Below are 13033 nucleotides of genomic sequence, written 5' to 3'. Positions count from 1 at the left end.
TTCCGCTATTCTACATCCGACCCGACACCTTTAGGTCCAGCACAAAATCCACAACCTTCTGCTCTGGCATTTCGCACGGCTTCAACCTCGCCCCAGACGCCAGGCGATAAAGGTTGAGACTGATGTAATCCGGACCGCCCAGTTCTTCGGCAACCAGTTTCTGAACTGCGCCAGAGACACGTCGAACGATGACATAGCGCCGTCCGTGAGACTGACCAACAAAAACCCCTTCCGGAAGGGCATCAAAGGCGTCCAAAAACGCCTGCATCAGCTTTCGCCGATCTTCGGCTCCGTGCCTTTGCGTATGCGCAAGATGTTCTGCCAGTGTCGCGTAAATATCAGAAGCGTGAGCGCCATGCCAAGGAAAAGCATTTCTCTGTAGCCCAGCAAAACAACCCAGATCGTCGAGAGGGCTGCCGCATATATTGCCGCCAACGAACTGATCCGTGTCGCCACAGCAGCAAAAAGCCACGTCGCACAGCACGCAAGGCCAACAGGCCATGCCAGGGCCAGCATCAGCCCCAGGAAAGTCGCCACACCCTTGCCACCGCGAAACGTAAGCCAGACCGGAAAGCAATGGCCCAGAAACGCAGCCAGAGCTGCAACTTGAGCCGCATCTTCCCCCGCCAGCACCCGCGCCAGCAATACGGCAACTGCGCCCTTTGCGCCGTCCAATAAGACCGTCAAGGCCGCCGCCACTTTATTGCCAGTGCGCAAAACATTGGTGGCGCCTATGTTCCCCGATCCAACCTTGCGCAGATCACCAAGGTTCATCACCCGAGCCAAGACCATGCCAAATGGGATTGAGCCGAGCAGATACCCAATCACACCCCACAAAACCAAAACAGGCGTGGATGAAACAAGTTCAGGCATCTGTCTTCTCGTAAACTGCGCGACCCGCCACATAGGTCGCAAGAACCTTACCCTGCATCCTTTGGCCGTCAAATGGTGTGTTCTTGGATTTGGAATTCAGCGCCCAGCGATCGAGCACAAAAGGCACATCCGGGTCAAACAGGATCAGGTCCGCAGGCGCGCCCTTGGCCATTCGCCCACATGACAGACCCAGCCGCCTTGCCGGGTTGAGCGACAAAGCGCGGAACAAAGTCGGCAGGTCCAGGTCCCCCGAATGCACAAGTCTCAACGCCGCTGGCAAAAGTGTCTCAAGCCCCACCGCCCCGCTGGCCGCCTCTTCAAACGGCAGACGCTTGGACTCTTCATCCTGCGGCGTGTGCATCGAACTCAGCGTATCAATCAGACCCTCGCTGAGCGCCTGTACCACAGCCATGCGATCTTCCTCTGAGCGCAAAGGCGGCTTGACCTTAAAGAAGGTCCGGTAATCAGCAACATCCAGTTCATTCAGCGTCAGGTGATGGATCGACGTGCCCGCTGTGATGTCCAGCCCGTCTTCCCGCGCACGGCGCAGCGGTTCAAGTGCCTGTGCAGTGGTGATCTGATCCACATGATAGCGCGCACCTGTCATGCCAATCATGGCAATGTCGCGCTCCAGCCCCATCCGTTCAGCCACGGGCGAGACAGCAGGCAAACCCCGCAGCGAGGCAAACTTGCCCGACGTGGCCGCAGCACCGGCGCTTAACACAGGCTCCTGCACGTGCCCAATGACCAAAGCGCCCAACGACCGCGCATAGCTGAGCGCCCGGCCAAACACCTTGGCGTCCTGCACCACGTGATCGCAATCGGTAAACGCAATGGCCCCGGCATCCATCAGAAAGCCGATCTCGGTCATCTCTCGCCCTTCGCGGCCCTTAGTAAGGGCCGCCATCGGTAAAACGTTGACTGGGGCCGCTGCGTTGGCCCGGCGCGCGACAAATTCAAGCGCCTCGGGGTTATCTGTTGCAGGCACCGTGTCGGGCCGCGTGACCATCGTGGTCACACCCCCGCCGCTGCCGCAGCACCGGCAGAGCGGTAACTCTCTTTGTGGCGCTCACCAGGTTCGCAGACCTTCACCCCGATATCGACAATCCCTGGCGCAAGGCACTTGCCTCTGCAATCAACAACCTGCGCCTTGGGGTCCGGATTGCCCGACGCGACCACGTCCTGGATCACGCCCTTATCGACCAGAACAGCCCCCGTCGAATCCGTCCCCGCATCCGGATCAATCAGCCTGGCATTGGTGAAAAGGGTTGTGGTCATGAGAGCAATTCCACCGTTTCGGGGTCAATTCCTCGAATGCGAGGTGCAAAGGCGCCATGAAATGAAATCAACTTTTCCGCAAGCCACTTATGTTGTTCTGGCCATTTTTGTCTTTGGTCGAGCGCCGCCACGTTTCTTGTTATACAGATACGCGCATCGCGTTTTTCATCCAATCGCTGCCAATCAAGTTTCAATCCCAATTCCTGCTCAATCTTGTCTTTCTGATCAGCAAGAAAATCGAAATTCCCTTTTGCCGATGGTCCGGAGAGATAAAGTTCCACACGAATCCAATCTTCTCGTGTGTTCATGCTCATGTTTAAACCAAAGTGGGTGCGACCAATACTATGACCGATCCAAGAAGCTGCCTGAGGCTTAACCGGCCTGATTGGTCCAGAGTTCGAAGCCACGAGCTCTTCGACCGCCTGCCAGTAGTCACGTTGCAGTAGGCGAGTCGGTGAGAGTTCTCCCTCCGACACAGCCTTGGAAGCAGCCGAGGTACTCCGAGACCAATCATTTGGCTTACTTACGACATTAAACTTCGGCGCAGCCGGGCTTTCGCCGATCCGCCAGAGTTCGACTTCAAGCGCAAAGAACCGCACTTCAGCATCAGTAATCTCATTGAGCCAATCCATCGCTGCGCGGTGTTCATCTGCCACCCGCGACGCAATCCAAACGATTGTCACGGCGTCCAGCCCCGCAGCATATGTCATAAGCTGTCCCAAGTGGGTGTGATCCGTACGCTCCAACTGGTTTTCCACTAGAACCCAACGATCACTCAGCGTGTCCTTACACAGAATATCAGCACGGAACGGTCCGACGTTCTGTTCGACGGCCTCTAGTTCAAGATCAATTCCGAGCGTATCACTAAGGAGGGCGAGATTATCCTCGCCAGCGAGCCAAGGGGTGAAGTCCTGCGCCTCGGTTTTCCAGATATCGCGAAGCTCTACTTTCTCCAGGCGCCCAAGAACACTCATTGCGCAAGTCCCTCCATCACGGCCTCGATCCGCTGTCGTGTCGCATCGCGGTCCTTTTGATACTTCATCAGGTGCTTGTCCCCACCCTTGGTCACAATCTGCACCGCAGACCCCAGAACCCTGAGCTCTGCGATATCTCCCAGCGCCACATCCTTACCCAAAGGGCCTAGCAACCGGCGATCGGTCAGATCCCACCGCGCCTTCAACTCATCCGAGGCCAGATAGCCCGCCCGCACCGCAATCGCCGCAAGCCCGCCCACGGCCCCGGTCCAGACATGCGGATTTCCCAAAAGCCAAAGCGCCACCATCCCAAGGGCCATCGCCGCTGCGGTCAACCACGCGTGATCGCGCCAATAAGTGCCCCGGTCCGCGTAGAAACTTTGCTGCACGGTTTCCCCCTCCTGCAACGCGGCTGTGGGGGTCATGACGGTGTAGGCTTCGGTCATGACGCCACCCAAATCACTACGGCGGTCAGCGCAAACAGCACCAAAAGCACCACCATGGCCACACGGCCGGACATGGCCGCATCAGAGGGGCGCGGTTTTTCCTCAGGCGCGATATCGCCTTGCGCAGCCTCGGATGGCATCGGCTCAAACGTCACAGGAGGACGCTCTTCAACGAAGGTACCCACCCAGCGCAGTGGTGATTTGGGCCGCAAGGTGGTTTCAAATCCGCCCAACGCACTGGAATAAACCAAGAGAACCAAACCTTTGATCGCCTCAAGCTGCGCCCGGTGCTGGGCCACATCCGCTTCGGCAATCCCAAGCCCTTCGACCATGTAGCCCGTCAGGCCAAGGTCATCGAGATCACGCACGTCGAAAAGCTCAATGAAGTCAGAATCCAGATAGGTGACACCCAACGCATCCCGCAACGGCCAGGGGGGATCGTCGGCATCCGCCTCCCAATCCGGCTCGATGGATATTTTCTTGGCGCCCTCGGCGTCTTTGTCCACGGTGAACAGCCGCACGACGCCGCGCTCATTTTCGCGAACCTGCAAAGCCTCGGTCACGCAAGCACCTCTTTGGGCCGCGCCCGCAGGTTGCGCGCCAGAAGGTCCATCGCCGCCATGCGCACCGCCACGCCCATCTCGACCTGTTCCTGAATGACAGACCGGTTGATGTCATCGGCAATCTCGCCATCAATCTCGACGCCCCGGTTCATCGGTCCGGGATGCATGACAATCGCATCAGGCTTGGCATGGCTCAGTTTTTCGGCGTCCAAACCAAAGCGGTGGTAGTACTCCCGCTCAGAGGGAATAAACCCGCCATCCATCCGCTCGCGCTGAAGGCGCAGCATCATGACCACGTCCACGTCTTTGAGGCCCTCACGCATCGACTCATAAACCTCAACGCCGAATTCGCCGATCCCCGAAGGCATCAGTGTCGATGGCCCCACCAGCCGCACCCGGTTTTCCATCTTGCCCAAGAGCAGGATATTCGACCGCGCCACACGGCTATGCGCAATATCCCCGCAAATCGCGATGTTGAGCCGGTGCAAACGCCCCTTGGCCCGGCGAATGGTTAACGCATCTAAGAGCGCCTGCGTAGGATGCTCATGCCGCCCGTCACCGGCATTGAGAACTGCACATTTCACCTTTTGCGCCAGCAGGTTCACCGCGCCTGATTGAGGATGCCGCACCACGAGAAGATCGGGATGCATCGCATTCAGCGTCATCGCTGTATCAATCAGCGTCTCACCTTTTTTGATCGAACTGGCCTGCATCGCCATGTTCATCACATCCGCCCCAAGCCGCTTGCCCGCAATCTCGAAACTCGCCTGGGTGCGAGTGGAGTTTTCAAAGAACATGTTGATCTGCGTGAGACCCGCCAGCGCATCCCCGTGCTTCACCTCACGGCGGTTGAGCTTCACATATTGCTCGGCCAGATCGAGAATGGCGTTGATATCTTCCGGTGACAGGGGTTCGATCCCCAAAAGGTGCGAGTGCGAAAAGGCCATCAAGCGCTCCGTTCCGGAATTTTTGCGCTTATAAGGGTGGTCAGGGGCCGAGGGCAAGGGGGCGCACAGACCGATGCGCGCACCGACGTGATACCGACGCAATACCGACGTGATACCGACATGCCAAATCGGCCCGTTTCCCTCGTCGCGAACTCGGCCTAGAGTCAGAGCATGGAATCGGATGCTCACACCGCACTGGCCCAGCTTGAATGGCAGATTGATCTCGGCGCAACCGAGGCCATCGGCGATGCCCCCGTGGACCGCTATGCCGTGCCAGACCGGATCGAAAAACCCAAGAGTGCAGCTCCCGTACCCACCGCAACGGCTTCGGCAGATACAGATCCCATCGGCGATGCACGCACCGCCGCGGCGAATGCACAAGACCTGCCCCAACTGCAAGCCGCGCTCGGTGCCTATGACCATTGCGACCTCAAACGAGGTGCTCGGAACCTCGTCTTCTCTGACGGCCACCCAAGTGCACGCGTCATGTTCATCGGCGAAGCTCCGGGGCGTGATGAAGACCAGCAGGGCAAACCCTTTGTCGGCCGCGCCGGGCAGCTTCTGGACAAAATGCTCGCGGCCATCGACATGGATCGACAATCGGACACACCCGAAGCGGGGGTTTACATCACCAATGTCCTCCCCTGGCGCCCACCGCAAAACCGCGACCCGAAACCCGAAGAAATCGCCATGATGCGTCCCTTCATGCAGCGTCATGTGGATCTCGTGGACCCTGATGTTGTTGTTCTTGTGGGGAATATCAGCTGTGACGCAGGCCTTGGCCGACGCGGCATCACCCGCCTGCGCGGCACCTGGGCGGAGGCCTATGGCAAGCCTGCGCTACCAGTGTTCCACCCCGCTTATCTCTTGCGCAACCCGGCGGCCAAGCGAGAAGCCTGGGCTGATCTGCTGGAACTGAAAGCGCGGCTGGAGTCAGGCACATGAAGATTATGGCCTTCTCTGATTTGCACATGGCCCGCAACAGAGCCACAGAGTTGGTTGAGGCCAGCGCGAAGGCTGATCTGGTGATTGGCGCAGGTGATTTTTGCAATCATCGCAAAGGCTTGAATGAGGCAATGGACATGCTCAGCGACATGGCTGCCCCTATGATCCTGGTCCCCGGCAATGCCGAGAGTGTCGAAGAATTGCGCGCCGCCGCGCCAGTGACCGCTGAGGTGCTGCACGGAACTGAATACACCGTCGATGGGGTGACCTTCTTCGGCCTCGGCTACGGTGTGCCACCGACACCCTTTGGCGACTGGTCTTGCGACCTGAGCGAAGCTGCGGCAGGCGTTTTGCTGGACGCCTGCGATGCCGCTGATGTTTTCATCCTGCATTCCCCGCCCAAAGGCGTGGCTGACCTGACCTCCGCTGGCATGTCAGTCGGCTCCACCGCGATCCGCGATGCCATCACCCGCGTTCAGCCCAAACTGGCCGTTTGCGGTCATATCCACGACAGCTGGGGCCAGACCGGACAGATTGGCGCAACGCGTATTGTCAATCTCGGGCCACGCCCCAATTGGTTCGATATCTGATCACACAATTTACAGGCCGCCATGTCCCAAAACACCGACACCAAGGACTTCATCCAGGTCCGCATTGCCCTTTTGACCGTCTCCGACACGCGCGATTCCTCACAGGACAAATCCGGCGATGTGCTGGCAGAGCGGATCACCGCTGCCGGGCATCACCTCGCGGAACGGCGGATCGTGAAAGATGAACGCGACCAGATTGCCGCGCAACTACGCACCTGGATCGAGGATGAAACCGTGGATGTCGTGCTCTCGACAGGTGGCACCGGCCTGACGGGTCGCGATGTGACCGTTGAGGCCCACAGAGATGTCTATGAAAAGGAAATCGACGCATTCGGCACGGTCTTTACCATCGTTTCCATGCAAAAAATTGGCACCAGCGCCGTGCAATCCCGCGCCACAGGCGGTGTTGCGGGCGGTACATATCTTTTTGCCCTGCCCGGAAGCCCCGGTGCCTGCAAGGACGCATGGGATGAAATCCTGCAATATCAGTTTGATTACCGCCACCGGCCCTGCAATTTCGTGGAAATCATGCCTCGATTGGACGAACATTTGCGTCGGAAATAACAAGCTCGTGCGTTAAACCTCGAAACAGTCGTGGTTTTTCTTATATTCTTGAGTAGAAACGATTGCCGTCGTGCGCCTCAAAAGGTCTTTGCCAATGCGGTTCTTACGCACCAGCCTGACCGGACTGTTCCTGTTGTCTCTGACATTGGGCCTGTTCGTCTATGCCGGGCAGATCGTGTATTCCGCCATTCAGGAACGCATCGCCGCTGAGGCGCCTAGCGCACCACGCAGTGAACGGGTCTTTGTTGTAAACACGGTCGAGGGGAGACTGGCCACCGAAACGCCAACACTAGTGGCTTTTGGTGAAGTGATCAGCCGGCGCACGCTGGAAATCCGTGCACGGACGGGCGGCACACTGGTCGAGCTGGCCCTGGATTTCGAAGACGGCGGGCGTGTTGAGGAAGGCCAGCTTCTGGCGCGGATTGATCCGGCAGACGCGCAATTTGCTCTGGATCGGGCACAAAGCGATGTCACCGATGCCGAAGCCGAAGAGCGCGAAGCAGAGCGCGGGCTGTTCCTTGCACAGGATGATCTGAATGCCGCCCGCGCGCAGGCCAAACTGCGCGACAAAGCTTTGACCCGCCAGTTGGACCTGCAAGAGCGGGGCGTTGGCACGACCGCAACGGTGGAACAGGCAGAACTGGAAATGGCGCAAGCCGATCAGACGGTTCTGTCGCGCCGACAAGCCCTTGCTGTGGCCGAGGCGCGCGTGGATCAGGCTCAAACACAACTCGCCCGGTCTCGGATCGCCTTGGCAGAAGCCAAAAAGCGGTTCGAGGACACACGCATCGTCGCAGGGTTTTCCGGCACGCTGGGAGATGTCTCAGTTGTCGAGGGCCGGTTTGTCTCAGCGAACGAAAAGCTGGCCGATCTTGTTGACAGCGCGCGTCTGGACGTGGCGTTTCGGCTGTCCACTTCGCAGCATACGCGCCTGTTGGACGCAACCGGTCGCATTACCCAAACGCCGATTACAGCGCGTCTTGACGTGTTTGGTGTTGAAATCGAAAGCACCGGACGCATCACACGTGACAGCGGATCGGTCGAAGACGGGCAAACCGGTCGCCTGGTCTTTGCTCAGTTAGACAGCGCTGTTGGCTTTAAACCTGGCGATTTTGTCACTGTGGAAATCACCGAACCACCGCTGGAGAACGTCGTGCGCCTGCCCGCAACAGCACTTGGGGCAGACGGGCGGGTGCTGATTGTCGGGGCAGAAGACCGACTTGAGACGCGTGTCGTGACACTGCTACGCCGCCAGGGCAATGAAGTTCTCGTACGCGGCAACGGGCTGGAAGGGCAAAGAATTGTGGCCCAGCGCACGCCTCTTCTTGGTCCAGGTCTAAAGGTCCGAGTCATTGAACCCCTCGCAGATGAGAACGAGCAAGCCACTGCAAGTTTCTTGGAGATAAGTGACGAACATCGCGCGCGGCTTCAAAACTTCGTTCAATCCAATACCGACATGCCCGAGGCCGTCAAACAGCGACTGCAAGAACAGCTGACCCAACCCCGTGTGCCTGCACGTGTGGTCGAACGGCTTGAACGCCGGATGGGCGGCTAGGTCGTGATGCGCGACTTGCCCGACCGCGCAGGCGGCGTGATTTCGTATTTCACCCGTCATCGTACCGCCGCCAATTTATTGATGGTGCTGCTGATCATCCTGGGGCTTGCTGCGGCCCCCCGGATGAAGGCGCAGTTCTTTCCGGATGTGATCATCGACAATGTCACAGTATCCGTGATCTGGGACCGCGCCAGCGCCGAGGACATGGACAGCGCCGTGGTCCAGCTTCTCGAACCCACGCTATTGGCCGTGGAAGGCGTCATTGAAAGCGCGGCCACAAGTACCGAGGAAAACGCCAGTATTGTCCTGGAATTCGAACCCGGTTGGGACATGTCTCGCGCTGCTGCCGACGTGGAAAGCGCGGTTGATACCATCACCGACCTGCCCGAGGATGCCGAAGAGCCAACGGTGACACGCGGTGTCTGGCGCGACCGGGTGACCGATGTGGTCATTTCCGGCCCTGTCGACGTCACACAAATTGGGCAATACGCCGACGAACTTGTCCTGCGGCTCTATGATGAAGGCGTCACCCGCACTACAATTCGCGGTATCGCCGACCCACGCACCATCGTCGAAATACCCACCACGAATCTTCTGGCTTTTGACATCACCATGGCCGAAATCGCCGAGGCCATTGATCAGGAGGTCGAGGCAGACCCCGCCGGAGATGTCAGCGGCGGCGACACGCGCATTCGGGTGGGCGTTGAAAAACGTGATGTGCGGGATATCGAGGACATTGTCCTGCGCTCCAACCTCGATGGCACCAAGCTCAGGATTGGAGATGTCGCCTCTGTGCGCAGTAAAGGCATTGACCGCGTTCGCTCTTATTTTGTTGATGAAAAACCCGCCATTTCCGTGCGCGTAGATCGCTCCGCCGAAGGGGATGCCATCGCCGTCCAGGCGCAGGTTGAAGAGATTGCACAGACGATGCAATCCACTCTGCCAGAAGGTGTCGAGGTTTTTCTGATCCGCACAAGATCCGAGGCTATTTCCGCCCGCCTGCAAACGCTTCTCGACAACGGTCTGACAGGTCTGGCTCTGGTCATCGGGCTCCTGTTCCTTTTTCTCAACGCCCGCACAGCGTTTTGGGTCGCGGCAGGTATCCCCGTGGCAATGCTGACGACGATTGCGTTGATGTATCTAGGGGGTCTGACCATCAACATGGTCTCGCTTTTTGCGCTTATCATCACGCTTGGCATTGTTGTGGATGATGCCATCGTCGTCGGCGAACACGCCGACGCGCGTGTGCGAAAACTTGGTGAGACCCCCGTGCAGGCCGCGGAACGTGCTGCACGCCGCATGGCACTTCCGGTGTTTTGCGCCACACTGACCACATTGATCGCTTTTTTCGGCCTCGTGGCCATCGGCGGACAGTTTGGCAACCTCATCTACGCCATCCCCTTCACGGTCATCGCCGTTCTCATCGCATCGCTGATCGAGTGCTTTCTCATCCTGCCCAACCATATGGCCCATGCGCTGACCCAATCAGAGCGCGAGCGCTGGTACGACTGGCCCAGCCGCATGGTCAATCGAGGCTTTACGTGGGTGCGTGAGACGCTGTTCCGCCCGCTCATGGCGCTTGTGATCAAGGCGCGCTATCCAGTCTTTGCTTTCATCGTCGTGCTGCTGGCCGCACAAGCCGCCCTTTTCATCAAAGGCGATGTGCAATGGCGGTTCTTCAACGCCCCTGAACGCGGCAGTGTCACCGGTAATTTCATGATGGCACCCGGTGCCACGCGCAACGACACGCTTGAGATGATGCGTGAATTGCAACGCGCCACCGAGGAACTGGGCCAAGAGTATGAGACCCGCTACGGCGCCAATCCGATTGATTTCGTTCTGGCCGAGATCGGTGGCAATGCCGGTTTTGGCCTCGCTGGGGCCGACACGAAAGAGCCGGACCAATTGGGCGGCATTTCGATTGAACTTATAGACCCCGATCTGCGCCCCTATTCCAGCTTTGCCTTCGTCGGTGAACTACAGGAACGCGTCAATCGCCACCCGCTTGTCGAAGAGCTGAGTTTTCGAGGCTGGCGCGCGGGCCCCGGGGGTGACGCACTTGATGTCGAGTTCTTTGGTGCGTCTGCCGGCACTTTAAAGGCCGCTTCCGAGGCTCTGAAAGAGGCGCTCCTGCGCTTCCCCGAGGTTTCGGCTGTGCAGGACAACCTTGCCTTTGACAAGCAAGAGCTTGTTCTGGAACTCACGGCACAGGGCCAAGCGCTTGGGTTCACAACAGACACGATGGGGCGCGTTGTTCGCCATCGCTTGAGTGGCATTGAGGCCGCCACCTATCCGCTTGGTCCGCGCAGCGCGGAAATACGCGTAGAACTGCCCGAAGATGAAATCTCAGCCGATTTCCTGGAAGCCATGCAGATCCGCGCACCTTCGGGCGCATATGTCCCTCTGGCCGATATTGTCAGCGTCCAGCAAAGCATCGGCTTTTCCACCATTCGCCGCGAAAACGGCATCCGTCTGGTCAATGTCACCGGCGATATCGCCGAAGATGACCCGGCACGCGCTCAGGCTGTCACGGATGCGCTCAGGGAAGAAGTCCTGCCAGATATCGCGAGCACCTATCAGGTCGAATGGCGTCTGGGTGGACTGTCAGAGCAGGAAAACGAATTCCTGCAAGACACCCGCGTGGGCCTGATCCTGACATTGGCAGGGATCTACCTCGTACTGGCATGGGTCTTTGCCAGTTGGACGCGACCTATCGTCGTCATGGCGGTGATCCCCTTTGGCCTTGTTGGCGCGATATGGGGCCATGCCTACTGGGACATCCCCTTCAGCCTCTTCAGCGTGATCGGCCTTTTGGGCATGATCGGCATCATCATCAACGATTCCATCGTTCTGGTGACCACCATTGATGACTACCGTCGCGACCGCGCCATCGTACCGGCCATCATTGAAGGCGCTGCCGACCGATTGCGACCGGTTCTTTTGACCACACTCACAACGGTACTGGGTCTTACGCCGCTGCTTTTTGAACAATCCACCCAAGCGCAATTCATCAAGCCTGCGGTGATCACGCTGGTCTACGGGCTGGGCTTTGGCATGGTTCTTGTCCTGATCCTGGTGCCTGCGATCATGGCCATCCAGAATGATGTGCATCACTACACACGGTCCCTGCGGCGTGGTCTGCAAACCCGTCAGGGTGGGTTGCAAATCACATTGGGCGCAGGAGTGGTTCTGTCATTCACATGGATGGCGCTGACGCTCGGCTGGACAGCGGTCGAGGGACGTTTGCCGGGATTTCTGTCGGCCATCGCACCCAACGCAAGCGACAGCGCTCAGATGCCAATCGCCTTAGCCGTCTTCGTGATTGGTCTCAGTGTATTGATTGTTTTGTGCTACTTAATCACAGCTCTGCTGCGTCACCGCGCTCAGCCCGCAGGACAGCCCTGAATTTCCACAGCACGCCCCTGACCCAGAACCGTGATGCGGACATCCGGGCGTTTCAGAGCAAAGGAGCGCCCCGACACATGCTGCATCTCTGTTTGAGCCACGATTTTGCTGCCTTGACGCTCTGATTTGCTTGGAGCCACCCAGATCTTGGGGTCCCCAACCTCAAACACTGTTACCTCGCGCGCGCCCAGCTTTGGCATCGTGATCACCGCAGAAAGTTTCAGGCCACCCTCCATTGGAGACATGCGGCACGCCACATGTGAGACACCCGCCTCGGAGGCCGAATATGGCCGCGCGGCCAGTGAGGCGACAATTGCAGGATCACGTTTGCCCTTAGCGTTCGGCAAATCCTGTGCCACGGACACCTTGACCGGGATACACACCTCGCGACACACGCCCAGCTCAATCTCGCCCTTCAACTGCATGGCCTGTCCCGCCGCTTTGGGCGCGACATGCAGCGGTAACGTGACCGAGCTGTCATAGCCAATGGTCATGTAGCGCCCTTGCGGAATTTGCTTGGGCATCGGCCAGTCCACTTTGACCTCCGACACGTTACGCGAGCCAGCCCAATTGAACCGTGGTGGAATGCCTGCATCCCCCGGCGCGCGCCAATAGGTTTTCCACCCGTCACCCAACTCAAGGTGCAGCGCCGCAACATGGCGACCATCCGATCCCCGCCAACCGGGGATCACGTGTGCTTTCACAACGTCGTCCACGTCAAAGGACTGCGCCTCTGAGAGCGAGCCCAATATGGCCAGACCAGCCGCTGCCAGGAAAGTCGGAATCATTTTCATAGGGTACGACATGCCCATTCCGCCGATAAAGTCCAACTCACATTCAAGCGAGATTTTGTCGTGATGCCAAGAGAGCACGCTTGCACCGGGCGATTACGC

The 13033-nt window shown here is 58.6% G+C and carries 12 protein-coding genes and 1 pseudogene; 5 read left to right on the top strand and 8 right to left on the bottom strand.

Features of this window, described 5'->3' with window-relative positions:
- Positions 1 to 10: 10 nt before the first annotated feature.
- The 7 genes and pseudogenes from RZS32_RS10515 to RZS32_RS10485 all read right to left on the bottom strand — a co-directional run bounded on the left by RZS32_RS10515 (position 11) and on the right by RZS32_RS10485 (position 5081).
- Entirely contained in the window at positions 11 to 268 is a 258-nt protein-coding gene (locus tag RZS32_RS10515; RefSeq protein ID WP_317056930.1) for a hypothetical protein, read from the bottom strand.
- Positions 268 to 873, bottom strand: coding sequence for a glycerol-3-phosphate 1-O-acyltransferase PlsY (gene plsY / locus RZS32_RS10510; protein ID WP_317056929.1), 606 nt, complete (start codon positions 871 to 873; stop codon positions 268 to 270). Before plsY ends, RZS32_RS10515 begins: the two co-directional genes overlap by 1 nt.
- Positions 866 to 2151 (bottom strand): annotated as a pseudogene (pyrC, locus tag RZS32_RS10505) (dihydroorotase). The gene plsY and the pseudogene pyrC overlap by 8 nt, the downstream one beginning before the upstream one ends.
- A complete protein-coding gene (locus RZS32_RS10500) occupies positions 2148 to 3125 on the bottom strand; it encodes a DUF4268 domain-containing protein (RefSeq protein ID WP_339106618.1) in 978 nt (325 codons plus the stop codon). The pseudogene pyrC and the gene RZS32_RS10500 overlap by 4 nt, the downstream one beginning before the upstream one ends.
- A complete protein-coding gene (locus tag RZS32_RS10495) occupies positions 3122 to 3571 on the bottom strand; it encodes a hypothetical protein (RefSeq protein ID WP_317056925.1) in 450 nt (149 codons plus the stop codon). The genes RZS32_RS10500 and RZS32_RS10495 overlap by 4 nt, the downstream gene beginning before the upstream one ends.
- Entirely contained in the window at positions 3568 to 4134 is a 567-nt protein-coding gene (locus tag RZS32_RS10490; protein WP_317056924.1) for a hypothetical protein, read from the bottom strand. The genes RZS32_RS10495 and RZS32_RS10490 overlap by 4 nt, the downstream gene beginning before the upstream one ends.
- Complete coding sequence (locus RZS32_RS10485; protein ID WP_317056923.1) at positions 4131 to 5081, bottom strand: aspartate carbamoyltransferase catalytic subunit; 951 nt, start codon at positions 5079 to 5081, stop codon at positions 4131 to 4133. Before RZS32_RS10485 ends, RZS32_RS10490 begins: the two co-directional genes overlap by 4 nt.
- Before the next feature lie 171 nt (positions 5082 to 5252).
- Between RZS32_RS10485 and RZS32_RS10480 the strand changes: the two genes are divergently transcribed.
- The 5 genes from RZS32_RS10480 to RZS32_RS10460 all read left to right on the top strand — a co-directional run bounded on the left by RZS32_RS10480 (position 5253) and on the right by RZS32_RS10460 (position 12140).
- Positions 5253 to 6026: a uracil-DNA glycosylase gene (locus RZS32_RS10480; protein WP_317056922.1), complete on the top strand. Its 774-nt coding sequence runs from the start codon at positions 5253 to 5255 to the stop codon at positions 6024 to 6026.
- Positions 6023 to 6616: a metallophosphoesterase family protein gene (locus tag RZS32_RS10475; RefSeq protein ID WP_317056921.1), complete on the top strand. Its 594-nt coding sequence runs from the start codon at positions 6023 to 6025 to the stop codon at positions 6614 to 6616. The genes RZS32_RS10480 and RZS32_RS10475 overlap by 4 nt, the downstream gene beginning before the upstream one ends.
- A 21-nt stretch (positions 6617 to 6637) precedes the next feature.
- A complete protein-coding gene (gene moaB / locus RZS32_RS10470) occupies positions 6638 to 7180 on the top strand; it encodes a molybdenum cofactor biosynthesis protein B (protein WP_317056920.1) in 543 nt (180 codons plus the stop codon).
- A gap of 94 nt (positions 7181 to 7274) precedes the next feature.
- Positions 7275 to 8735 (top strand): efflux RND transporter periplasmic adaptor subunit, encoded by a 1461-nt coding sequence (locus RZS32_RS10465; RefSeq protein ID WP_317056919.1) that lies wholly within the window; start codon positions 7275 to 7277, stop codon positions 8733 to 8735.
- A 6-nt stretch (positions 8736 to 8741) separates the two neighbouring features.
- On the top strand, positions 8742 to 12140 hold the full coding sequence (locus RZS32_RS10460; protein ID WP_339106617.1) for an efflux RND transporter permease subunit: 3399 nt from the start codon (positions 8742 to 8744) through the stop codon (positions 12138 to 12140).
- On the opposite strand, the gene RZS32_RS10455 is transcribed toward RZS32_RS10460, so the two are convergent.
- Positions 12119 to 12946, bottom strand: a complete 828-nt coding sequence (locus RZS32_RS10455) for a protein-disulfide reductase DsbD domain-containing protein (protein ID WP_339106616.1) — start codon at positions 12944 to 12946, stop codon at positions 12119 to 12121. The genes RZS32_RS10460 and RZS32_RS10455 overlap by 22 nt on opposite strands.
- Positions 12947 to 13033: the final 87 nt, after the last annotated feature.

Source organism: Roseovarius sp. W115 (genome assembly GCF_032842945.2).
GTDB classification, from domain to species: Bacteria; Pseudomonadota; Alphaproteobacteria; order Rhodobacterales; family Rhodobacteraceae; genus Roseovarius; species Roseovarius rhodophyticola.
This window is presented reverse-complemented; position numbering and strand designations above follow the sequence as displayed.